Origin of the sequence: Pseudomonas sp. EA_35y_Pfl2_R111 (assembly GCF_963970955.1) — a bacterium.
Taxonomy (GTDB): Bacteria; Pseudomonadota; Gammaproteobacteria; order Pseudomonadales; family Pseudomonadaceae; genus Aquipseudomonas.
Map to the genome: position 1 here is coordinate 404,980 of NZ_CAXAOM010000004.1, position 23,197 is coordinate 428,176.

At 61.9% G+C, this 23,197-nt stretch carries 20 protein-coding genes; 4 read left to right on the top strand and 16 right to left on the bottom strand.

Features of this window, described 5'->3' with window-relative positions; genetic code table 11:
- Positions 1-54: 54 nt before the first annotated feature.
- Positions 55-1,164 (bottom strand): DJ-1/PfpI family protein, encoded by a 1,110-nt coding sequence (locus tag AACY25_RS17380; RefSeq protein ID WP_339526208.1) that lies wholly within the window; start codon positions 1,162-1,164, stop codon positions 55-57.
- Between the two features lie 124 nt (positions 1,165-1,288).
- On the opposite strand from AACY25_RS17380, the gene AACY25_RS17385 reads away from it, so the two are divergent.
- On the top strand, positions 1,289-2,293 hold the full coding sequence (locus AACY25_RS17385; protein WP_339526210.1) for a GlxA family transcriptional regulator: 1,005 nt from the start codon (positions 1,289-1,291) through the stop codon (positions 2,291-2,293).
- Here the strand turns inward: AACY25_RS17385 and pgi are convergent.
- The 8 genes from pgi to AACY25_RS17425 form a co-directional block, all read right to left on the bottom strand.
- Complete coding sequence (gene pgi / locus AACY25_RS17390; RefSeq protein WP_339526211.1) at positions 2,290-3,954, bottom strand: glucose-6-phosphate isomerase; 1,665 nt, start codon at positions 3,952-3,954, stop codon at positions 2,290-2,292. The two genes, AACY25_RS17385 and pgi, sit on opposite strands and share 4 nt — an antisense overlap.
- A gap of 105 nt (positions 3,955-4,059) precedes the next feature.
- Positions 4,060-4,920: a pantoate--beta-alanine ligase gene (panC, locus tag AACY25_RS17395; RefSeq protein WP_339526212.1), complete on the bottom strand. Its 861-nt coding sequence runs from the start codon at positions 4,918-4,920 to the stop codon at positions 4,060-4,062.
- On the bottom strand, positions 4,917-5,717 hold the full coding sequence (gene panB, locus AACY25_RS17400) for a 3-methyl-2-oxobutanoate hydroxymethyltransferase (RefSeq protein ID WP_339526213.1): 801 nt from the start codon (positions 5,715-5,717) through the stop codon (positions 4,917-4,919). The genes panC and panB overlap by 4 nt, the downstream gene beginning before the upstream one ends.
- Before the next feature lie 207 nt (positions 5,718-5,924).
- Positions 5,925-6,419 carry a 2-amino-4-hydroxy-6-hydroxymethyldihydropteridine diphosphokinase gene (folK, locus tag AACY25_RS17405; protein ID WP_339526214.1) on the bottom strand — a complete coding sequence of 165 codons (495 nt, stop codon included), beginning with the start codon at positions 6,417-6,419 and terminating at the stop codon, positions 5,925-5,927.
- Complete coding sequence (locus AACY25_RS17410; protein ID WP_339526216.1) at positions 6,419-7,825, bottom strand: polynucleotide adenylyltransferase PcnB; 1,407 nt, start codon at positions 7,823-7,825, stop codon at positions 6,419-6,421. Before AACY25_RS17410 ends, folK begins: the two co-directional genes overlap by 1 nt.
- A 700-nt stretch (positions 7,826-8,525) precedes the next feature.
- The gene (locus tag AACY25_RS17415; RefSeq protein ID WP_339526218.1) at positions 8,526-9,953 is read right to left on the bottom strand and encodes a sigma-54-dependent transcriptional regulator; all 1,428 of its coding nucleotides are present in this window, start codon (positions 9,951-9,953) and stop codon (positions 8,526-8,528) included.
- Positions 9,954-10,029: 76 nt separating this feature from the next.
- Positions 10,030-12,984, bottom strand: coding sequence for a sensor histidine kinase (locus tag AACY25_RS17420; RefSeq protein WP_339526220.1), 2,955 nt, complete (start codon positions 12,982-12,984; stop codon positions 10,030-10,032).
- Positions 12,968-13,144: a hypothetical protein gene (locus tag AACY25_RS17425; RefSeq protein ID WP_003244646.1), complete on the bottom strand. Its 177-nt coding sequence runs from the start codon at positions 13,142-13,144 to the stop codon at positions 12,968-12,970. The genes AACY25_RS17420 and AACY25_RS17425 overlap by 17 nt, the downstream gene beginning before the upstream one ends.
- 166 nt (positions 13,145-13,310) lie before the next feature.
- Between AACY25_RS17425 and AACY25_RS17430 the strand changes: the two genes are divergently transcribed.
- Both AACY25_RS17430 and AACY25_RS17435 read left to right on the top strand, forming a co-directional pair.
- On the top strand, positions 13,311-14,549 hold the full coding sequence (locus AACY25_RS17430) for a parallel beta-helix domain-containing protein (protein ID WP_339526222.1): 1,239 nt from the start codon (positions 13,311-13,313) through the stop codon (positions 14,547-14,549).
- Positions 14,549-15,661, top strand: a complete 1,113-nt coding sequence (locus AACY25_RS17435) for an SO2930 family diheme c-type cytochrome (RefSeq protein ID WP_339526224.1) — start codon at positions 14,549-14,551, stop codon at positions 15,659-15,661. Before AACY25_RS17430 ends, AACY25_RS17435 begins: the two co-directional genes overlap by 1 nt.
- Positions 15,662-15,712: 51 nt before the next feature.
- On the opposite strand, the gene AACY25_RS17440 is transcribed toward AACY25_RS17435, so the two are convergent.
- The 7 genes from AACY25_RS17440 to AACY25_RS17470 all read right to left on the bottom strand — a co-directional run bounded on the left by AACY25_RS17440 (position 15,713) and on the right by AACY25_RS17470 (position 21,932).
- A complete protein-coding gene (locus AACY25_RS17440) occupies positions 15,713-16,654 on the bottom strand; it encodes a DUF808 domain-containing protein (RefSeq protein WP_339526226.1) in 942 nt (313 codons plus the stop codon).
- An 863-nt stretch (positions 16,655-17,517) separates the two neighbouring features.
- Positions 17,518-18,429, bottom strand: coding sequence for a glycerophosphodiester phosphodiesterase (locus AACY25_RS17445; protein WP_339526228.1), 912 nt, complete (start codon positions 18,427-18,429; stop codon positions 17,518-17,520).
- A gap of 171 nt (positions 18,430-18,600) precedes the next feature.
- The gene (locus AACY25_RS17450; protein WP_339526230.1) at positions 18,601-19,173 is read right to left on the bottom strand and encodes a HupE/UreJ family protein; all 573 of its coding nucleotides are present in this window, start codon (positions 19,171-19,173) and stop codon (positions 18,601-18,603) included.
- 32 nt (positions 19,174-19,205) lie between these two features.
- Positions 19,206-19,820 carry an urease accessory protein UreG gene (gene ureG, locus AACY25_RS17455; RefSeq protein WP_296222197.1) on the bottom strand — a complete coding sequence of 205 codons (615 nt, stop codon included), beginning with the start codon at positions 19,818-19,820 and terminating at the stop codon, positions 19,206-19,208.
- A 113-nt stretch (positions 19,821-19,933) separates the two neighbouring features.
- Positions 19,934-20,608, bottom strand: a complete 675-nt coding sequence (locus tag AACY25_RS17460; RefSeq protein ID WP_339526234.1) for an urease accessory protein UreF — start codon at positions 20,606-20,608, stop codon at positions 19,934-19,936.
- Complete coding sequence (ureE, locus tag AACY25_RS17465) at positions 20,605-21,105, bottom strand: urease accessory protein UreE (protein ID WP_339526236.1); 501 nt, start codon at positions 21,103-21,105, stop codon at positions 20,605-20,607. The genes AACY25_RS17460 and ureE overlap by 4 nt, the downstream gene beginning before the upstream one ends.
- A gap of 164 nt (positions 21,106-21,269) precedes the next feature.
- A complete protein-coding gene (locus AACY25_RS17470; RefSeq protein WP_269383389.1) occupies positions 21,270-21,932 on the bottom strand; it encodes a TetR family transcriptional regulator in 663 nt (220 codons plus the stop codon).
- A gap of 141 nt (positions 21,933-22,073) precedes the next feature.
- On the opposite strand from AACY25_RS17470, the gene AACY25_RS17475 reads away from it, so the two are divergent.
- Positions 22,074-23,189, top strand: a complete 1,116-nt coding sequence (locus AACY25_RS17475) for a ferredoxin reductase (RefSeq protein WP_339526240.1) — start codon at positions 22,074-22,076, stop codon at positions 23,187-23,189.
- Positions 23,190-23,197 lie beyond the last annotated feature (8 nt).

The following is a 23,197-nucleotide window of genomic DNA, read 5'->3' on the forward strand; positions in this document are numbered from 1 at the left end:
CGATGCCCATAAGGGTGCACCCAAGCGAGTGCTTGGTACAAGTGCTGTGGCCGCTCAGGGCGCCGTGACCGAGGCAAGGTAGGGGCTGGGGTATTCCAGCTGCAGGGCGACCAGGCGCGCAGTCGCTGCGCCATGACGATTGGCAATATCCGCCAGGGCTTGGTGCAAGGCATGGCTTGCCGGGCCCTTGCCGATGCTCAGGCTGTGCATGCCCGGCTCGCCGTGTACGCGGTCAGGTATCAGGCGCAGGCCGCTACGTGTTAGCAGTGGCGCAGCGGCAATGCTTAGCACCTGTGAGCGGTAGGTTCGCGCGTGAGCGTCGGCAGTCAAGGCCAAGGCAATTTCATCAATCCCGGCCTGTACGGGGATGATCAGCGTTTCATGCCCCCAAAACGCCAGCCAGTTGCCGGCCAGGGTCAGGTAGTCGGCGCGCTGCAGGGTAAAGGCGCGGCTATCGTGTGTGGCCGACCAATCGGCCAGCCCAAGTTCATCGGCCAGCTGTTGCGCCCGTGTGCGTCCGGCAATGGCCTCGACCAGAGCCAGGGTTACCGGCATGGCCGCGCTGACTCCCGAGCTGCTGATCATCGCGCCATCGACCACATAGCGGCGTTGTTCCAGCCACTGGGTCTGTGGGAATTGTGCCTGGCGGTTGCTGGCCGAGTACCAATGCCCGGTGGCGCGCCTGCCGTTCAGCAGGCCGGCGTGGGCCAGGCTGAATACGCCGTCGCAGATTCCCAGCAGGGTCGCGCCTTTATCCGCTTGCGCACGGATCCAGGCGAGCAGGCGCGCGTCGTCATTATGGTGAGTGGCCGCGACGATCAGATAGTCGGCGCCCTGCGGATAGCGTGCATCGAACTCGGCCGTGCTGAAATCGGCGGCAAAGCTCAACGCCGGCAGCATCTTGATGGCGCCAGGATCGGGGGCGACGGCCAGCACCTCGGCAATATCGGCGCGCTTGAGAATCCCGTAGGGCACCACGAAGTCGACCAGTTCAGTCATGCGGTTCTCGCCCAGCACGGCGATTACCGGACGCTCGCGGCCGTGGCGCGGCACATAAGCGGCGATGGCTTCGTTGTTTACCTGTGGCGGTGTTGCGGCGCGCGCTGTGGTTGTTTCGAGCAATAGGCTGAGGCACAGGCTGAGCAGCAGAAGGCGAGTAGGCATGGGTAGTCTCCAGTCGAGGTTTGAGTCTCGCCTGGCTGTGCTTGGCAGTAATGCCATTGTTGAGTGAATATCTGCCAGTGCCACAGGCTCGCGCGCCTTTGAACAGGCGCCAAGGATGATTGAGATGCACGAATTGCCACTGTCGCCGCCTGGTGAGCTGCAGGATGTTTTGCTGCTGGTCTTCGACAACTTCCAGTTGCTCGATGCCAGTGGGCCGCTGGAAGTCTTTGCCGTGGTTAATGACCGGCTGGCGGCTGCCGGCTTGCCGCCGCGTTATCGCCTGCGCCTAGTCTCGCAATATGGCGGCGAGGTGCGTGCTTCGGCGGGTGTGGTGGTGCTCACAGAGCCCTTACCGCCGATTGCTCAGCTGGCTGGGGCGACGCTGCTGGTGGCCGGTGGTTTCGGCGTGATGCAGGCGCTGGCGGGTGGGCAGCTGGCCGCCTGGTTGCGTCAGGCCGCCGGGCAGCTGGCGCGCTGTTGTTCGGTGTGCACTGGGGCATTTTTGTTGGGCCAGGCCGGGCTGCTGGATGGCCGTATGGCGGTTACCCATTGGCGCTATGTCGAGCTGCTGCAGCGCAGCTTTGGGCAAACCGAGGTGTGTGCCGATGCGCTGTTTATCAAGGATGGCAACTGCTACAGCTCGGCGGGCGTGACCGCCGGGATTGACCTATGCCTGGCCCTGGTAGAAGAGGATTGCGGGCCGACAATGGCCTTGGATGTGGCCAAGGACTTGGTACTGCCACTCAGGCGCAGTGGTGGGCAACGCCAGTTCAGCGCCGAGTTGCTGGCGCAGGGCGGGGCGCCCGGCGGCCTGGCGGAAAGCCTCAAACAGTGGTTGCAGCCCAGGCTGCAGCAGCAACTGGATACCCAGGCGATGGCGGCGGGGCTGGCGCTGTCAGTGCGTACCTTGCACCGTCGTTGCCGCGATGAGCTGCAGATGACGCCGGGGCACTTTCTGCAGCAACTGCGCCTGGAGGCAGCTTGTCGTCAGTTGGAGCAGGGCGCCCGCTCCCTCAAGCGCGTGGCTGAGCAGTGCGGCTTTATTTCGCTGTACAACCTGCGGCGCTGCTTTAGTCAGCGCCTGGGGGTTACTCCCGATGAGTATCGTCAGCGATTCTGCCGCAGCTAGCCGCGGTGACGATCACGGAAATGCTGGATCAGACCCTCGGTCGAGGCGTCACTGGCAGGCTCCTCGAGCTGCCCGGTCAGGCGTTGATAAACGCCCTGGCCCAGCTCCTTGCCTAGTTCGACGCCCCACTGATCGAAGGCGTTGATGCCCCAGATGGCGCTTTGCACAAAGACCTTGTGCTCATACAGCGCCACCAGTGCGCCGAGGCCGAACGGGTCGATCCGGTTGAGCACAAGGATATTGCTCGGCCGGTTGCCGGGAATCATCTTGTGTGACGCCAGGCGTTGTACTTCAGCTTCATCCAGCCCCTTGCCGCGCAGCTCGCTTTCAGCTTCGGCGCGGGTCTTGCCGTGCATCAATGCCTGGCTCTGCGACAGGCAGTTGGCGAACAGCCACTGATGATGGTCGGCCAACGGACTGAAGCTGTTGACCGGGACGATAAAGTCCGCCGGGATCAGCTCGGTGCCCTGGTGCAGTAGCTGGTGGTAGGCGTGCTGACCGTTGCAGCCGACGCCGCCCCAGATCACCGGCCCGGTGCTGAAATCTACCGGGCTGCCGTCCTGGCGCACACTTTTGCCGTTGGATTCCATGTCCAGCTGTTGCAAGTGTTTGGTGAAGTTACGCAGGTAGTGATCGTAGGGCAGGATCGCCTGACTTTTCGCGCCCCAGAAGTTGCCGTACCAGATACCCAGCAGGGCCATCAGCACCGGCATGTTCTCGGCCAGCGGCGCCTGGGTGAAGTGCTGGTCCATGGCATAGGCGCCGGCCAGCAGCTCCTTGAAGTTGGAGATGCCGATGGCCAACGCAATGGGCAAGCCGATGGCCGACCACAGCGAATAACGCCCGCCGACCCAGTCCCACATCGGGAAGATATTTTCCTCCTTGATGCCGAAATCGATCGCGGCAGTGGGGTTGCTGGTGACGGCAATAAAATGTTTGTGCAGTTCAGCTTCCGGGGCGCCCATGGCCAGGTACCAGTCGCGTGCGGCCAGGGCGTTTTTCAGGGTTTCCAGGGTGCTGAAGGATTTAGATGACACGATAAACAGAGTGGTTTCCGGGTCCAATCGCGCGGTCAGCTCGCGAAATTCGCTGCCATCGATATTGGCTAGGTAATGGCAACGCACGCCGCGTTGGGTAAAGGGACGCAGCGCTTCGGAGACCAACTGCGGGCCAAGGAATGAGCCACCGATACCGATATTCACCACTTCGGTGATCGGTTTTTCACTGTAGCCGCGCCATAGGCCGCTGTGGATGCGGCTGACCAGTTCGGTCATCTGATGCAGTACGCGGTGGACTTGCGGGATCAGGTCGACGCCATCGAGTTTCAGGCAGCGGCCAATCGGGCTGCGTAGGGCGGTGTGCAGTGCGGCGCGGCCCTCGGACGCGTTGATCTGCTCGCCGCTGAACAGCGATTGAATGGACTCCTCCAGCCCGGTCTGTTCGGCCAGTTGCACCAGCAGTTCGAGGGTCTTTTCGTCGATCAGGTTCTTCGAATAATCCAGCAACAGACCGCAGCTGCTTAAGGAGAAACGGTTAAAGCGTTGCGGGTCACTGGCAAAGGCCTCACGCATGCTGAAGTCGTTCATCTGCTCGCGCTGCTCGCGCAGCGCCTGCCAGGCGGACAGGGTGGTGACGTCATGTGGCTGCTGGGAATAGGCCATTGGTGCGTGTTCCTTGTGCTGGGTGCGGCAAATCATACAAAAAAGCCCGGAGTGATCCGGGCCTTGAGTGTAACTGGAGGGTGTGGGGGGGAGGCAACCTGCTGCTCAGGTTGGCGCATCGAGGTCGAAGGCCAGGTTGTCGATCAGCCGGGTGTTGCCGATAAAGGCGGCCACCAGAATCACCAGCTGACGATCATCGGCGGTGGCCGGTCGCAGGCTATTTGCTTCGCGCACTTCCAAGTAATCCGGACGAAAACCAGCAGCACTGTGTTGCCGCTGCGCTGCGGTAATTAGCGTGGCGTAGTCACGTTCGCCAGCGCGAATCGCCGTGGCCATCTCCTGCAACGAACGGTACAGCGCCGGCGCCGCTTCACGCTGTTCGGCGTTCAAGTAGCCATTGCGCGAGGACAATGCCAAACCATCTTCGGCGCGAACGGTGGGTTCGCCGATGATCTGGATCGGCATATTCAGATCACGTACCAGGGTGCGGATCACTGCCAGTTGTTGGAAGTCCTTCTGGCCGAAAATCGCCAGATCCGGCTGCACCATATTGAACAGCTTGCTGACAACGGTGGCGACGCCTTCGAAGTGTCCAGGGCGGCTGGCGCCGCACAGTCCTTCGGAAACGCCTGGCACGCTGACGCGGGTCTGGCCGTCCATGCCGTGCGGATAGATTTCTTCGACATCGGGGGTAAACAGCAGGTGGCACCCGGCTTCGACCAGTTTTTCCTGGTCGGCGAGCAGGGTTCGCGGGTACTTGTCGAGGTCTTCGCTAGGGCCGAACTGCAACGGATTGACGAAGATGCTGGCGACCACGAAGTCAGCGCGCTGGGCGGCTTTCTCCACCAGTGCGGCGTGGCCGGCGTGCAGGTTGCCCATGGTCGGGACGAAGGCGATCTGTTTGCCTTCGGCGCGTGCCTGGGCGACAGCGGCGCGCAATTCGCGCACGCTTTTAACTGTGTTCATGCAGAAAATCCGTGTTCGGCTGCTGGGAAGCTCTGGTCTTTGACCGCTTTGACGTAGGCGCTGATGGCGTGCTGGATGCTGCTCTGGCCGGCCATAAAGTTCTTCACGAACTTCGGCGTGCGGCCGCTCAGGGACAGCCCAAGCATGTCGTGCAGCACCAGTACTTGGCCGTCTGTTGCGCCACCGGCACCAATGCCGATCACCGGGATCTTCACTGCCTGGCTGATCTCGGCGGCCAGCTCGCTGGGAACGCATTCCAGCAGCAGCATGGCCGCGCCGGCTTGCTCCAGGGCCATGGCGTCGGCGCGCATCTGCCTTGCCTGGGCTTCCTGACGCCCCTGAACCTTGTAGCCGCCGAGGATATTCACTGCCTGCGGGGTGAGACCGAGGTGGGCACAGACCGGTACGCCACGTTCGGCCAGTTGGCGAATCGGTTCGGCCAGCCAGGCCGCGCCTTCGAGCTTGACCATATGTGCACCGGCCTGCATCAGCGCGGCGCTGTTATTGAGGGTTTGCTCAATGGTGGCGTAAGCCATGAAGGGTAGGTCGGCGAGGATCAGCGCGCCCTGGTTGCCACGTTTGACGCAGGCGGTGTGGTACGCCATCTCGGCGACAGTGACGGGCAGCGTGCTGTCATGGCCTTGCAAGACCATGCCGAGGGAATCGCCCACCAGCAGCACATCGACACCGGCCTGGCAGGCCGTCTGGGCGAACGTGGCGTCATAGCAGGTCAGCATGGCGATCTTCTCGCCGCTCTGCTTGAGGCTTTGCAGGGTGGTCAGGGTTACATCAGGCATGAAAACTGTCCTCACTCAGGCGTTCAGTCAGCAGTTGTGCTGCTTCAAGTTGGCCTGCATTGGCCTCGAATTGCACCGGTGCGGGGCAACGGGACGCCTATAGTCCTGATGGGGGGGCTCGAAGTCAATTGCAGGTGTTACCGGCCTGTTACGGGCGTTACCGCCAATGAAATCTGCTGCGCTCGGCTATAGCACGTTCAAGCAGGCTCAACGTGGCGGTTCGCCTATGCGCTCAAGGCCTTCGAAGGGGCAGTCGCCAAGCAGTTCGGTTAGCGCGCGGCCATCCGGCAGGTGCAGCGCGGGGGCAATCTCGGCCAGTGGATAAAGGACAAAGGCGCGGGCGTGCATATGGTAGTGCGGCACGGTCAGGCGTGGTTCATCCAGCTGGCGTTCGCCGAACAGCAGGATATCCAGGTCGAGGGTGCGTGGGCCCCAGCGTTCGGCCTTGCGCGTGCGGCCCTGTTCCAGCTCGATGGCTTGCAGGGCATTGAGCAACTCCAGAGGGCTGAGCTGGGTATCCAGCGCGGCCACCGCGTTTACATAGCGCGGCTGATCCGCCGGGCCCAGTGGGTCGCTGGCATAGAAGGACGATTGGGCGACCAGGCTGGTGTGCGGCAGCGCGGCCAGGGCGGCCAGGGCGCTGCGCAGTTGGAGAAACGGGGTGGCCAGGTTACTGCCCAGGCCGATATACACGCGCTCCATTATTCACTCGCGGCGGTGCTGGCGCCGTCACCTGCAGAGCCGCGCTTGCGTTTGCTGTTACTGCGTTTGCGCTTGCGCGGCCCGGCGGGGCCATCGTCCTTGCTACTGAGGTCGCGGATCATATTGCGCCGTTCGCTGTCGCTGACATCCTGATAACGGGTCCACCAGTCGCCGAGGCCGCCGGTTTGCTCGCCAGCGCTTTCACGCAGCAGAAGGAAGTCGTAACCGGCGCGGAAGCGTGGGTTTTCCAGCAGCATATCGGCGCGTTTGCCGCTGCGACGCGGCAGGCGTTCCTGCATATCCCAGATTTCGCGGATCGGCATGGTGAAGCGCTTGGGCACGGCGATACGCTGGCATTGCTCGCTGATCAGCTCGTGAGCGGCTTCCTGCATGGCCGGGATCGGCGGCATGCCGCGATCCTGCAGCTTGATCACGCGGGCCGGCAGGGCTGGCCACAGCAGTGCGGCAAGGAGGAACGCCGGGGTGACTGTTTTACCCTGTTGAATGCGCAGGTCGGTGCTGTCCAGCGCATTACGGATCAGCTGGTCGGTGTAGTCCGGGTTGAGTTTCAGCGCTTCGGCGCTGGCCGGGAACAGCTGGCCGAACAGGCCGTAATCGACCAGCAGCTCGTAGGTGTACACCGCGTAGCCGGCGAGAAACAGCTTGAGCACTTCATCGAAAAGGCGCGCGGCGGGAATGCCGCCGAGGAGAGGAGCCAGCTTGTAGATCGGTGCGGCGCTGTGTTTCTCGATGTCGAAATCCAGTTTGGCGGCAAAACGCACGGCACGGAGCATGCGCACCGGATCTTCCTGGTAGCGTTGGGTGGGGTCTCCGATCAGGCGGATCAGGTGATTGCGAATGTCGTGCACGCCATTGGCGTAATCGAGAATGCGCTCGGTGCTTGGGTCGTAATACAGCGCATTGATGGTGAAGTCGCGGCGCTGAGCATCGTCTTCCAGGCTGCCATAAACGTTGTCGCGCAGGATGCGCCCGCTCTCGTTGCGTGAGGACAGGTTGCTGTTCTCTTCTTCATCGCCTTCGGGGTGATTGGCGCGGAAGGTGGCGACTTCGATGATCTCGCGGCCGAAATGCACGTGAACCAGCTTGAAGCGCCGACCGATTACCCGGGCGTTGCGGAACTCGGCACGCACTTGTTCCGGCGTGGCACTGGTGGCCACGTCGAAATCCTTGGGGTCGATATCCAATAGCAGGTCGCGCACGCAGCCACCGACCAGATACGCCTGATAGCCCGCCTGTTGCAGGCGTTCGACCACGCTGATGGCGTAGCGGCTGATTTCACCGCGCTCGATCGGATGCTGGCTGCTGCTCAGCACTTCGGGTGTGCTGTGCGAGTGTTTGCCACGGCGGATGGGGGTACGAAAGGACTTGAACAGCTTTTTCAGCATGGGAGGCACTGTTTGACTAAATGACTGGCCAGAGTATATGCCGGCCGCAGGAATGGCGCGGATTCTAGCATTGAGTCGGGGGTTGATGCAGGAAACGGCGGGAGACTGCTGCAGGCGGGGAGTTTGAAGCTACTGGGGGAGCCGAAGCTCCCCCCCAAATTGGTGCGTGCTCTTTTTTTATTATTATGGCGGGCTTGTTGTTTTTGTTGATTTACCCGTTCCATCCAGTCAAGGACTTTTGGAAAATTTCCCAAGTTGGGAATCAAGAGCAAACGGATTGCTTTGGATGCTGATGCTGCCATGATCACACAGTGACCCAACCAGTTCTGGCGCTGCCTTAGGGCAGTTTTATTATTCTCAGCCTGGTTTTGGGGCGAACCCCAAAGGCAATTCCTTTCCAAAAGAATCAGTTAGCTGCGCCTCCGCGTTGTTGTTTTTATTGTGCTGGAGTCGGTACGTCTTATTTTTATTAGGTTTGGAGCGTGCTTGTTATTGTTGTTGTGCCAGCAGTAAAGCAGAACCCGTGCCAGCTTTTACAATTCCTTTAAAAACAAGGGCTTGAGCTGGGATGGTGGTGGCGGGGTCGCATAAAAAAGCCGGGTTCTCGTTACCATAAGACCCGGCTTTTGTTACTAAGTGTTGAATGGGTAACAGGCCGTGGAACCTCTCACGCACACATCTGTCACCCTGCAGCGACGCTCTAGCCCGCGGTGGCGCCCGAGGATTTGCGCCGCGGGATGCCCAGGCGCTGGCGGCGCTCCCACAAGCATTTGCGGCTGATACCGAGTTTGCGCGCCAGTTCGGTCTCGGTCATGTGGTCCTGGTGTTCCAGTACGAAGTGCTGAAAGTAGTCTTCCAGTGACAGGTCTTCGGTCGGTTCGCTTGGTTCATGCCCCAGACCGCCACTTTGCGCGGGCAGACCGGTGAAGTCGTCTTCCAGGTCATCCAGCTCGATATCGATCCCCAGCAGCTCGGCCGAGATGCTGTTGCCTTCGCAGAGAATCACCGAGCGCTCGATGGCGTTTTCCAGCTCGCGCACGTTGCCCGGCCATGGGTAATGACGGATGGCCTGTTCTGCATCGTTGGCAAAGCTCAGGTCGAGACGGCCCTGGCGGGTGCTCTGGCGGATCAGGAAGGCACGGGCGATTTCGATTACGTCCGCCCCGCGCTCACGCAGCGGTGGCAGTTTCAGAGCGATCACGTGCAGGCGGTAATACAGGTCTTCGCGGAACTGGCCGATCTTCGACAGGGTTTTCAAGTCGCGGTGTGTCGCAGCGATCAGGCGTACATCAACCTTCTGTGACTGCACCGAGCCAACCCGGCGAATTTCGCCTTCCTGCAATACGCGCAGCAGGCGGGCCTGGGCTTCCAGGGGCAGTTCACCGATTTCATCGAGGAACAAAGTGCCACCGTCAGCGGCTTCGACCAGGCCGGCACGGCCGGCGCTGGCACCGGTAAAGGCGCCCTTCTCGTGGCCGAACAGTTCGGATTCAATCAGCGATTCCGGGATGGCGGCGCAGTTCACCGAAATCAGCGGCGCCTTGGCGCGGCGCGATAGGTTGTGCAGGGCGCGGGCAACCAGCTCTTTACCGGTGCCGGACTCGCCTTGAATCAGTACGTTGGAGTCGGTGGGCGCGACTTTGCGGATCTTGCTGTACATCTCCTGCATGGAGGCGCAGGAGCCGATGATGCCGATTTCGCCGTTACTGTTATCCACCACCTTGTCGGCACTGGCTTTCGTCGTGCCGGTAGCAGGTGCTGGTGCGCTTTTGGCCTGTTGGTGGTCGCGCAGAATGCGTGCCACGGCCTGGAGCATTTCGTCGTGGTCGAAGGGTTTGGCGATGTAATCCACCGCGCCCATCTTCATCGAGTCGACCGCCGAACGCAGGCTGGCGTAACTGGTCATGATCAGCACCGGAGTGCCCTGACCGAGCTTGATCAGCTCGGTGCCGGGTGCGCCCGGTAGACGCAGGTCGCTGACAATCAGGTCGAAGCTGGGGATGCTGAAGCGTTCTTGCGCTTCCTGCACCGAGCCCGCTTCGCTGACTTCGTATTGGTTACGTTCCAGCAGGCGACGCAAGGCAGAGCGGATAATGGTTTCGTCTTCGACGATCAAAATATGAGGCATCAATTCGGTCTCTCGACGGTCTCGGGGCATGCCGCTGGACTAAGGGGCCTGGCAGGCATGCTCGCTGGTAGCTGGTTTAAGTCGCTATGGACGTCGCCTCGACATGCCTCGGCAGGCTGACCCTAATGCGGGTGCCGCGTTGAAGCTCGGGGTCGGCCGGGCTGTCGATTGTTATCTGTCCATAATGCTCTTCCACGATCGAATAGACCAGTGCAAGGCCCAGTCCCGTACCTTTGCCCGGGTCCTTGGTGGTGAAGAAAGGTTCGAACAAACGGTCGATGATTGCTTTGGGAATACCGCTGCCCTCGTCCTCGACGATGAGGTCGACGGTGTGCTCGAAACGTTCGCTCTTGACCCGGATCGCGCTGCCTGGCGGTGAGGCATCGCGGGCGTTGGACAGCAGATTGATCAGCACCTGGGCCAGACGTTGCGGGTCACCCACTACCCAGTGGTCGGAATCGCAGAGGTTGAAAAACTGCACTTCGACGCTGCGCCGGTTGAGCGCCAGCAGCGCAATAGCATCCTGGGCGACCTGGGCTAGGCAAACCGGCTCCTCACTGTTCTGGTGGCTGCCAGAATGGGCAAAACTCATCAGCGACTGGACGATCCGCGACACGCGTTTAGTCTGTTCGATGATCTGTTCGCTGATCTCGGTCAGCTCGCTGTCACCTTCGCGCTCTTCGCGCAGATTCTGCGCCAGGCAGGCGATACCGGTGATTGGGTTGCCGATTTCGTGAGCGACCCCGGCGGCCAGGCGACCGATAGAGGCCAGGCGTTCGGAATGCACCAGCTTGTCTTCCAGCATCTGCGTTTCGGTGAGGTCTTCAACCAGCAATACCAGGCCGCTGTTACCGGGCGCCAGGGGCTCGTCGATGGCCGCCTTGTGCAGGTTGAGCCAGCGTGTCTGGCCGTCGAGGGCCAGGCGCTGTTTGTGCAAGTGCTCGTCGGGCAGTTCGATAAAGTTCTGCAGCAGGCCGCGCCAGGGCTCGCCGAGGGTAGCCAGGCGCGAGCCGACCACGCGCTGCGCGGGGATTTCGGTGAGCTCCTCCATGGCCTTGTTCCACATCAGGATTTCCTGATCCTTGGCCAGCGAGCAGACGCCCATGGGCAACTCCTGCAGGGTCTGACGGTGATAGCGGCGCAGGGTGTCGAGTTCGGCCGCGAGGCCGGTGAGGCGGGAGTGGTAGTCCTCCAGGCGGTTCTCGATAAAGTGGATATCTTCGGTGACATAGGTTTCGCTGCCGGCTTTATAAGGCAGGAAGGTTTCGACAATGTCCTGGGCCACGCTGGGGCCCATCAGCCCGGAGAGGTTGGCCTCGATGCGATCACGCAGGCGGCGCAGGGCATAGGGGCGACCTTCATCGAACGGCAAATGCAGATCGCGCAGCGCCTGTTCTATTTCATGCTGGGCGGTTTTCGCCCCCAGGGGTTTGGCCAGTTGCGCAGCAAATTCCTGCGGCGAGGCGGCCAGCAGTTCACGGCGTTGCGGGCGGCGTACGTTGTCCACGGCGCAGGCTTCGGCGGCACTCTTTTCTTCCGGGCTGGCCTCGGTAAACAGCGACACCAGAGTAAACACCAGTACGTTAGCCGCCAGCGAACCGATGGCTGCCAGGTGCCAGCTGCTGTCATCCAATACATAGATGACGTTGAACCAGGGCAGGTACAGCCCCTGCAGGTTGCCGAGCATCGGCAACAACATGCTCACCACCCACACGCCGATCCCCGCCAGCAACCCGGCGATAAAGCCTTTGCGGTTGGCGGTCGGCCAGTACAGCACCGAGAGCACGCCAGGGAGGAACTGCAGGGTGGCGACGAAGGCAACGATGCCCAGGTTGGCCAGGTCCTGTTCGGCACCGAGCAATAGATAGAAGCCGTAGCCGGCCATGATCACCAGCAGGATCAGCGCGCGGCGGGTCCACTTCAGCCAGCGGTAGATATTGCCTTCCGACGGTGGTTGGTACAGCGGCAGCACTACATGGTTGAGCACCATGCCGGACAGCGCCAGGGTGGTGACGATGATCAAGCCGCTGGAGGCTGAGAGGCCGCCGACATAGGCGATCAACGCCAGGGTCTGGCTGTTGACCGCGATGCCGACGCCGAGGGTGAAGTATTCCGGGTTGGTGGTTGCGCCCAGTTTCAGCCCGGCCCAGAGAATCAGCGGTACCGCCAGGCTCATTAGCAGCAGAAATAGCGGCAGGCCCCAGCTGGCGCTGACCATGGCGCGCGGGTTGAGGTTCTCGGTAAAGGTCATGTGGTACATGTGCGGCATGACAATGGCTGAGGCGAAGAACACCAGCAGCAGAGTGCGCCAGGGACCTTCCTGCAGCGGGGTGTGCAGGCTGGTCAGCGAGGACTGGTTCTGTACCAGCCAGGATTGCAGCTCTTGCGGGCCATCGAATACGCCATACAGGGCGTACAGGCCGATAGCGCTGATTGCTACCAGTTTGACCACCGACTCGAAGGCGATGGCGAACACCAGGCCTTCGTGTTTCTCGCGGGTGGCGATATGCCGGGCGCCGAAGAGGATGGTGAACAGAATGATCAGCCCGCAATAGGCCAGCGCCACGCGCTCCTGCACCGGTTCACGGGTGAGGATGCCGATGGAATCCGCTACTGCCTGAATCTGCAGGGCCAGTAACGGCAACACGCCAACCAGCATAAACACCGTGGTCAGGGCGCCGGCCCAGGTGCTGCGAAAACGGAAGGCAAACAGGTCGGCCAGTGATGACAGCTGGTAGGTGCGGGTGATGCGCAGGATCGGATAGAGCAGCACCGGCGCCAGCAGAAACGCGCCGGACACCCCCAGATAACTGGCGAGAAAACCGTAGCCGTATTGGTAGGCCAGACCCACTGTGCCGTAGAAGGCCCAGGCGCTGGCGTAGACGCCGAGCGACAGGGTGTAGGTCAGCGGATGGCGGATCACCCAGCGCGGGATCAGGCCGTGTTCACTGATCCAGGCCACGCCGAACAGAATAAGTAGATAGGCAGCGCTGATCAGAATCAGCTGGCTCAGGCTAAAGCTCGTCAGCATCACGTTGGCTCTGGAGAATAAAGGTCACGACTATCAGGATCAGCCACAGCAGGTAGGGGCGGTACCAGGCCCCATTGGGGTCGATCCACCAGTCCATGATGGCCGGGGAGAACAGGTAGATCCCCACCACCAGGATCAGCACCAATCGATAGATATACATGCCGCATCTCTTCGCTTAATTGCCGGCGATGGTAACGGATGCATCGCGCTCTGCGTAGGCTGGCTGTTGGTCGGGAGGGTTGCGCTGTGCTGGCGCGGGGCTTGGCTTTTTTTTATTAGTTGGTACTATCGTTCCACTTAATAAGAAAAAACCGCTGGAGATTGCCATGCGCTTTGCCCCACTTTCCGTGCTTGCCCTGTCCTTGCTGCTTGCCGCTTGCAGCGAAGAACCGGCCCCGGTGGCCGATCTGGACTTCCAGAGAGACCTGCAGACGCAGCTGATCAAGGCCAAGCCTGGGAGCGTGATCGAGATTCCTGCCGGCACCTATCAGCTCGACCGCAGCCTGAGCCTGAAAGTCAGCGGTGTGACCATCAAGGGCGCAGGCATGGACCAGACCATCCTCAGCTTCAAGGGGCAGAAGTCCGGCGCCGAAGGCCTGCTGGTGGACGCCTCGGATTTCACCATTGAAGACATCGCCTTCGAGGACACCCTGGGTGACTCGCTGAAAGTGGTGGGCGGCAAGAACATCATCATCCGCCGCGTGCGCACCGAGTGGACCAACGGCCCGGCCACCGAGAACGGCGCCTACGGCATCTACCCGGTGCAGACCGAGAACACCCTGATCGACGGCGCGGTGGCCATTGGCGCCTCCGATGCCGGCATTTATGTCGGCCAGTCGCGCAATGTGGTGGTACGTAACAGCCGCGCCGAGCGCAACGTCGCCGGCATCGAGATCGAAAACACCATCGACGCCGATGTGTATGACAACGTCGCCACCGGCAACACCGGCGGCATTTTGGTGTTCAACATGCCCAACCTGCCGCAGGCCGGCCGGGTGACACGAGTGTTTCGCAATAAGATCGAAGGCAACAACCACAAGAACTTCGGCCACAAGGGCACGCCGGTTGCCAGCGTGCCGGCAGGCTCCGGGGTGGTAATCAACTCCAATGACGATGTTGAGGTGTTCGACAACGATATCGGCGATCACAAGACCGCCAACATCATCATCAGCAGCTACTTCAGCACCGGTTACACCGACCTCTCTACCGCCGAGAACTTTGACCCCTATCCCGAAGGTATCCATATCCACGGCAACCGCTTCGGCCCGGGTGGCGACAGCCCGGATCATCTGGAGCTGAAGGCGCTGAAGGTCAGCCAGTTCGGCTTGAATGGCCGCCTGCCGGATATTCTCTGGGATGGCTACGTCAACCTCGACATTCTGGTCGACGGCAAGCTGCCGGCTGACCGGGCGATCTGCATCAATAACGGCGAGGCGGGGATGATCAACGTCGACGGGCCGAACAACTACAAGAACATCAGCACCGACATGACCAACTACCGCTGCAGCCTGCCGCCGCTGCCAGAGGTCAAGCTGGCCTCGGCTGACGCCGACCAGGGGGCCTGATGCGTCGTCTGTTACTGGGAGCGTTATTGCTGCTCGCCGGTTGCGAGCAGCAGCCGGCGCCGCTGTACCTGCTGCAAGGGGACAACTACCCGGAAAAACTCAGCGAGTGGGGCATGCTGCAACGCGCCGACGGCTTTATCGCACCCACCGCCGAGGCGTTGCCCTATGACCTGAATACCCCGCTGTTTACCGACTACGCGCACAAGTTGCGCAGTGTGTGGATGCCGGCGGGTACGGCGGCGACCTACGGTGAGGCGCACTTTGACTACCCGGTCGGCACGGTTCTGAGTAAGACCTTCTACTACCCCAAGGACGCCCAGGGCCGTCTGTTGCTTAATGAGCAGGATGACCGCGACCCGCAGCGCGGCCTGGATTTGGCACGGGTACAGTTGATCGAGACGCGCATCCTGCTGAAGCAGCAAGACGGCTGGGTCGCATTGCCCTATGTGTGGGATGAACAGCAACAGGAGGCGCACCTGGAGTGGGCTGGCGACAGCCGCCAGCTGAGCCTGCTGAATGCCGAGGGCAAGACTCAGGCGGTGGCCTATCAGGTGCCGGACGCCAACCAGTGCGCTGGTTGCCACGAGGAAACTGCAGGCAAGGGCGTTAATCCGCTGGGCCCGAAGGCGCGCCATCTGAACAAGGACTTCGCTTACGCCGATGGCACGCATAACCAGTTGCAGCACTGGCAACAGCAGGGACGTCTGCAAGGCTTGCCGGCCGAGTTGCAGGGCGTGCCGCAGAACGCTTTATGGCCGACCCCGCGGCCAGACGAGAGCCTGGAGCAGCAGGCGCGCAGTTATCTGGATGCCAACTGCAGCCACTGTCACAACCCCAAGGGACCGGGTCGTACCTCGGGTCTGCTGCTCGCCCCGGCCCCGGCCATCGGCATCAGTTATGGCCTGTGCAAGCAGCCGGTGGCTGCGGGTAAAGGTTCGGGTGACCGGCTGGTGGATATTCACCCGGGCCAGCCGGATAAGTCAGTGCTGCTGTTTCGTGTGGAGAGCGTCGACCCGAGCATCATGATGCCGGAGTTGGGCCGCTCCACTGTGCATGCCGAAGGCGTCGAGGTGCTGCAGCGCTGGATTGCCAGCCTGCAAGGGGATTGCTGAGTCTGAATCTATCGCGCCCCTAGAAAGGGGCGCGGGCAGGCCGCTGTCGGCCTAGCGCTTGATGGTTTTCCACAGGCGCGTGGCTAGATTGACCAGCAGCAGGGCGATGGCGCCGGCGATTATCCCAGCGATGGCGTTGAGTAAGGTTGGTAGCAGGGCCGCGAGCAGGCCGTTGCTAGTTGCCAGTTCGGCGGCGAGGTGTTCGATGCCGTGGTGCAACGCAGGCACACCATGGGTGAGGATGCCACCACCGACCATAAACATCGCCGCGGTGCCGAGAATCGACAGGCCCTTCATCATGTACGGTGCGGTAAATAGAATGCCCCGACCGAAGCTTCGTTGCAGGCGGCCGCCCAAGCCTTCGCCGCCGTGCTGGTTAAGGTACAGACCGGCATCATCCAGTTTGACGATACCCGCCACCAGCCCATACACGCCGATGGTCATCACGATGGCAATGCCCGACAGCACGGCCACTTGTTTGCCGAAACTGGCCAGGGCCACGGTGCCGAGGGTGATGGCGATGATTTCCGCCGAGAGAATAAAGTCGGTGCGGATCGCGCCTTTGATCTTATCCTTCTCAAAGGCCAGCATATCTACTTCAGGGTCGGACACGGCGTGCAGCAGTTCTGCGTGCTGCGCCTGATCGTCGGCTTTGCTGTGGAGAAACTTGTGCGCCAGCTTCTCGAAGCCTTCGTAGCAGAGGAAGGCGCCGCCGAACATCAGCAGCGGGATGATCGCCCAAGGCGCGAAGGCGCTGATTAGCAGGGCGGCAGGCACCAAAATCAGCTTGTTCTTGAACGAACCCTTGGCCACGGCCCAGACCACCGGCAGTTCACGTTCGGCGCGTACGCCGCTGACCTGCTGGGCATTCAGCGCCAGGTCGTCGCCGAGTACCCCGGCGGTTTTCTTGGCAGCGACTTTGGTCATTACCGCTACATCGTCAAGAACGGCGGCAATATCATCGAGCAGGGTTAACAGGCTAGCGCCGGCCATGGGTCGGATTCCTTTCTACGGTTTCTGGGGCGAATCGCCTGGCAGAACTGCAGGCAGATCTGTAGGCAATAGTGCGCAGATTTATACGTGAGTCAGCACGCATCAGCCATAGGCGGCAAACCCAGGTTTGCCGCAGTGCACGAAAAAACCGACGGTGCAGGTCAGTCGCAGCAATTGCCACAGGCTCCGCTGGCGCCACTGGCATAGGCGGCAAGCAGGCTGCGTAACAGGTCATTGAGGGGCATGGACGTATCTCCTTGGTGGGTGGAGTGACGTTACGCCTGTGCTCTGCGGCTGGGCTGTTGATTGTCTTGATGGGGTCCATAGCCAGAAGCCGCTTTGGCGTTATGCACAACCCTGGCGGCAGCGCGCGGCGAGTTGTGCACAAAGACTGTGGGGCGAACTGTGGATAAGGTGGGCGTAGGCGCTTGCAGGCTTAGTGGCGCGGCTTCTTGCGGCCTTTGTACGCTTTTTGATCAGCCCGTTATTGATTGTAGAAACAACAGGTTAGCCTGGTTATTCAGGGTGTTATGGGGTAGCGCTAAAGTTGTCCACGACTACTGTGGGTAGAGCTGTTGATAACTCTGGTATGCCTGGCTGTGAGGCTTATAAGGCCTGGTTTTGCGCGATTTGATCGCTTTTTGAGCAGCTTGCCGAGGTCTCGAAATACGTCATTTACGCTCTGCCGAGTCAAGCAATAATCGCGCTATTTCAAGGGTTTGCCGCAGTGCTGCGGCGCACGGTGGATAACTTATCCCAGGTTGCTGTGGAGCGATCTGTGGATAAGCTGCGTACGCTTGCGTTCAGGCCACAGCATGCGTGGTCTGAACGCGGTAGGTTGTTTTTTATACAGAGTGGGGCGTTTAGTCTTCGAGGGCGCTGATCTGCGTCGAGCGTCCGAGCACCTGCAGGGCGCGGTCCGGGTAGTCGGTGATCAGCGCATGGGCGCCCTGGTCGAGCAGGCGGCGCATGTCCGGCTGTTCATTGATGGTCCACAGCTGCACGTTCAACCCGCGTTGCGCAGCGGTCTTAAGCAAGCCGGGGCTGGCGACTGGTAGGCCGCCGTGGGTTTCGGGAATCTGCAGCGCCTGATAGGACGGCGACAGCAGGCTGCCCAAGCCGACCCAGTTGAGCGCCACCAACAGGCGTACCGAGCCCGGCCCGGCGGAGGTGGCAACGCCAGGGCACTGTTCGCGGAACAACTGCAGGCTGCGGTCATAGAAGCTGCCGACAATCACTAGGTCGCGTTGCTGGTACGCCTCCAGGGCATCACACAGCAGCGCTTCCATGCCGACATCCGGCACCTTGATTTCAATCACCTTGGGGGTGTCGGGAAAGCCGTCGAGTACCTCGGCAAAGCGTGGGATGCGAATGCCCTGGCCACGGTAGGGGTAGCTTTGGCCGCCATCGGCGCTCCAGCGGTAACCGGCATCCAGCGCTTGCAGCTGTTCCAGGCTGAGCGCGGCAACTGGGCCTTCACCGTTGGTGGTGCGCTCCAGGGTGCTGTCGTGGATGACCACCAGCTCACCATCACTGGACAGGTGCAGATCCATCTCCAGCATGTCCACGCCCAGGGCGCTGGCGCGCTGGAAGGCAAACAGGCTGTTCTCCGGCCACAGGCCTTTGCCGCCGCGGTGGGCGATAACCAAAGGTTGTTCGGCAAAGCTGCTGAGTACCGCTGCCGGTTGCGCGGGTTTGCTGGTCATGACCAGTACGCCGAGGGCGATGGCAAGCAACAGCAGTGGAGCAGAGAGAAAGCGGGCGACGCGCAGCATGGTCAGGGTCCAGGGCAGTCAATGGGGGAGGGGGTTTAATACGCCTCGACTATGACAAAGCCATGGCGGCTGAGCGAGAGGCGAAATGCGCCAGCCTAGCGACCTTTGCGGTCAGGGGCGGTTGGTATGGCGGATGTGGGTGGACGTTGGCCGTCCACCCGAGCCAGCAACTCAGCCTGCCAGCAGCCAGGCGCCGGTTACTGCCGAGGCGGCGCCGAGTACGCGCACCACCGGTGCAGCGGCCTGGGGCAGTAGACGCACCAACGCGTAACCACTGGCGTGCAGGGCTGCAGTGGCGACTACGAAACCTGCGGCATAGCCCCAGGGGCTGGCCAGCTCCGGCAGCTCCAGGCCGTGGGCGACGCCGTGAGTCAGGGCGAACAGCGCTGTGAGGGCGATGGATATCACCATTGGTAGGCGAATGGCCACAGCGACCAGCAGACCGAAAGCCAGCACCGAGGCAGCGATACCGGTTTCCATCAGTGGAATCTGCAGGCCGTTAAAGCCGAGCAGGCCGCCGACCAGCATGGTGCCGACAAAGGTCAGCGGCAGCGCCCAGCGCGCCGCGCCGGATTGCTGCGCGGCCCACAGGCCGACGGCGAGCATCGCCAGCAGGTGGTCGAGGCCGAATACCGGGTGCGCCATGCCGGCCATCAACCCCGAGTGGTCGTGGCCGGCATGGGCGAAGGCCACCGCAGGGCTAAGAAACAGGGCAATGGCGAACAGGGTTTTGCGCAGGTTCATGGGGTATCTCCTTGACTGAATGTGAGGCGTAATCACGCTGCGGTGAGCATGCCGTGTCGTTCTATAAAGGCGATGATCTGCTCAAGACCCTGGCCGATCTTCTGGTTGCTGAACACAAACGGCTTGTCGCCACGCATCTTCAGGGTGTCGCGCTCCATCACTTCCAGCGAGGCGCCGACCAGTGGAGCCAAGTCGACCTTATTGATCACCAGCAGGTCGGACTTGCAGATGCCCGGGCCGCCTTTGCGCGGCAGCTTGTCGCCGGCCGACACGTCGATCACGTAGATGGTCAGGTCCGACAGCTCAGGGCTGAAGGTGGCCGAGAGGTTGTCACCGCCGGACTCGACGATGATCAGGTCCAGCCCCGGAAAGCGTCGGTTGAGCTGGTCGACCGCTTCCAGGTTGATCGAGGCGTCTTCACGAATCGCCGTGTGCGGGCAGCCGCCGGTTTCCACACCGATGATCCGCTCCGGCGCCAGGGCTTCGTTGCGCACCAGAAACTGCGCGTCTTCCTGGGTGTAGATATCGTTGGTCACCACCGCCAGGTTGTAGCGCTCGCGAAGGGCCAGGCACAGGGCCAGAGTCAGTGCGGTCTTGCCGGAGCCGACCGGGCCACCGATGCCGATACGCAGGGGTTGGCTGTTCATAGCGTTGTCTCACTCCCATCTTCACTTGAGTGTCGGCCGAGGCTATTGCCATGGGCGACTGAGTTCGTTCGCGTAGGAGCGGGGGCGACGCCTAGTTCCTACAGGTTTATTTGTTATGACCTGAATAGCCGGCTGTACTGGCGCTCATGCGCCATGCTCGCCAGGGCCAGGCCGAACGCGGCGCTGCCCCAGTGTTGTGGTTGCAGTTCACTGGCCTGGCGCTGCGCCTGATCGAGCAGCGGCAGCAGTTGCGAGGTCAGGCGCTGGGCGGCTTGCTGGCCCAGCGGCAGGGTTTTCATCAGCACCGCCAGCTGGTTTTCCAGCCAGCCCCAGAGCCATGCAGCGAGGGCATCCTCTGGCGCGATCTGCCAGGCACGCGCCGCCAGCGCCCAGCCGACGGCCAGGCCGGGTTCGTCCAGCTCACTAAACAGCTGCTGCGCCGGCTGATCCAGCTCCGGCAGGCCACTGAGCAGCTGCTGCAGGGAGTAACCCATCTGCCGGCTTTCCAGGCGCAGCTCGCGGGTTTCGCGGCTGGCGCGTTGTTGTTCGGCCAAGCTGCGCAGCTGCGCCCAGTCCTCGCTCGCGGCGGCTCTGCAATGGGCGAGCAGCAAAGGTGCTTCAAAGCGCGCGAGATTCAGCAGCAGCTGATCGGCAATCCAGCGTTCGGCGCTTTCTGCGTTATCGACAAGGCCCTGTTCCACGGCCATTTCCAGGCCCTGGGAATAGCTGTAGCCGCCAATAGGTAATTGGGGGCTGGCGAGCCGGAGGAGCTGCCAGGCTTTATTCACTTGCGCGCACCAAACTGATGCAGACGCGGGGCGTAGCTGAATTCGGCATCGCCGGCATGCGAGTGGTGATGGCCGCCGCCGTAGGCACCTTGTTCGGGCTGGTAGGGCGCTTCGATCAACTGCACCGTCGCGCCAAGCTGTTCGAGCATGGCCTTGAGCACATAGTCATCCGGCAGGCGCAGCCAGCCATCGCCGAGTTGCAGGGCGACATGGCGATTGCCCAGGTGATAGGCGGCGCGCATCAGTTCGAAAGGGTTGGCGCAGGTGACGTGCAGCAGCGGCTCGGCGCGGGCGACCACGCGGACGATACGGCCGTCTTCGGCTTGCAGGCATTCGCCGTCTTGCAAGGCGGGTTGGCCGCGTTCGAGGAACAGGCCGACATCCTCACCCGTGCGGCTGAAACAGCGCAGGCGGCTTTTGCTGCGTGCCTCGAAGCTCAGTTCGAGTTCGGCGTCCCAGTGCGGCTGGGCGGCAATACGGCGGTGGATCACCAACATGGGGCAGTTTCCGGCAGGTCAATGCCGGTTACAGAGCAAGGGCCTTGCCAAGCTGCCGTTGCGCCACGCAGGGCGGGCCGCGTGGGTGTTGGTGTGGCTGAAATTGGAGCGAGATGGGGTTGGGTTTGGTGCGCGCGCTGGTTTAATGCTCGATTTTGGTGCGGCTAGTCGCGGGTCTGGCCGAGACCCTGCCAATGCTTGGCACCGATAAAGATAAAGCGCAGCTGCTCGATCATCTTCACCTCGGGCGAGGCGTGCATCGGCAGGGGCGCTGCGGGTGGGTCGATCAGCTCGGGCAGGGTGGCGAATACGGTTTTTACCACCAGGTCGGCGATCACGTTCTGCGCTGGGGCGTCGAAGTGCTGCAGTTTCGGCATGGCCGCCAGATCCGCCACCAGGTCGGCAGTGATACGTTCGCGCAGCGCGCCCACGGCCTGGCGCACCAGCAGCGAGCCGCCGTACTGCTCGCGGGCGAGAAACAGAAATTGCGAGCGGTTGGCCGCCACGGCGTCGAGGAAGATGCGCACCGAGGCGTCGATCACGCCGCCCACTTCGAACTCGTGATGACGTACCTGGCGAATGGTTTCGCGGAAGGTCTCGCCGACTTCGGCGATCAGCGCCAGGCCCAGCGCGTCCATATCCTCGAAATGCCGGTAGAAGCCGGTCGGCACGATGCCGGCGCAGCGCGCCACCTCGCGCAGGCTCAGGCTGCCAAAACCACGGCCGCTGTCCATCAGGCTGCGCGCGGCGTCCATTAAGGCGTGGCGGGTTTGCAGTTTTTGTTCGGCGCGCGGTTGTAGTGGTTTCAAACGGGCATGGCTCTGCATTGCGAAATCAGCGCCGCACTCTAACAAATGGCCGTTGTTTACGTCGAACCGCGGTTGCTTATCCGAATTTGAGTGAACGAGTGTTGACTGAATAAACATGCTCTGCCAGTCTAGTGAACAATTGTTCACTGGAGTCTTGCCATGGCCCTTCTTCCTTTTGCTTGGGTACGCGGGCTTGTAAGCCTGCTGTACCCGTTGCGCGTGCTGGTCGCTCATGGCTGGTTGCGAGAAAGTGATGTCGACGCGGGGCTGGCGTTATTGCATCCGGCGCTGCGGCTGAATCGCGCATTTGCCCGGGTGACCCAGCGTCAGTGGGTTGCCGAGGACATGCTCGAATTGACTCTGCAGGCCAACGGCAACTGGCGCGGCGCGCAGCCGGGCCAGCATCTGCAGCTGTATCTCGAACGTGATGGCGTACGCCTGAGCCGCAGTTACAGCCTGACTGCGGTGCAAGCGAAAGGTCGCCTGCAGATCGCGATCAAGCATCAGGCCGCTGGACGCGTTTCGCCCTACCTGCTGGAGCATCTGGCAGTGGGCGATGTGCTGGAGCTGGGCCCGGTGTATGGCGAGCTGAGCTGGCCCGAGGCGCAACAGGGCGTGTTGCTGCTCGCCGCTGGCAGTGGCATCACGCCGCTGCTGGGCATGCTGCGCGCTGCGCTGGCTCAGGGTTTCAGTGCGCCGATCACGCTGCTGCATTACGTCCGCGAGCAGGGCCAGCGCAGTTTTGTCGCCGAGTTGCAGGCCCTGCAGGCGCAGCACAGCAATCTGCAGGTGTGTTGGTCACTGACCACCGGCGGATCTGATCCGGAAGGGTTGGCTGGGCGTTTTGCTGTCGAGCATCTGGCCGAGGTTACGCAGTTGGACCAGCGCCGTGTGCTGGCCTGCGGCCCGGCGGGGTTTGTTGCCCAGGTGCAGCAGTGGTGGCAGGCCGCCAAATTGCCTGGCGCGCTGCAGGTCGAGGCCTTCACTGCGCCCGTAATGCGCGCCGACGTCAGCCTGCGCCAGGTGCGCCTGGGGTTTGCCCGCAGCCACCAGCAGGTGACTGCCAATAATCAGCACAGCCTGCTGGAGCAGGCCGAGGCCCATGGCCTGCAGCCGGTGCATGGCTGTCGCCAGGGTATCTGCGCCAGCTGCACCTGCACCTTGCTGAGCGGCACGGTGCGCGATTTGCGCAGCGGGGTGTTGTTCAGCGAGCCGGGTCAGCCGATCCGCCTATGCGTTAGCGCGCCGCACACCGATGTCGAGATTGATCTTTAACTTGCGAG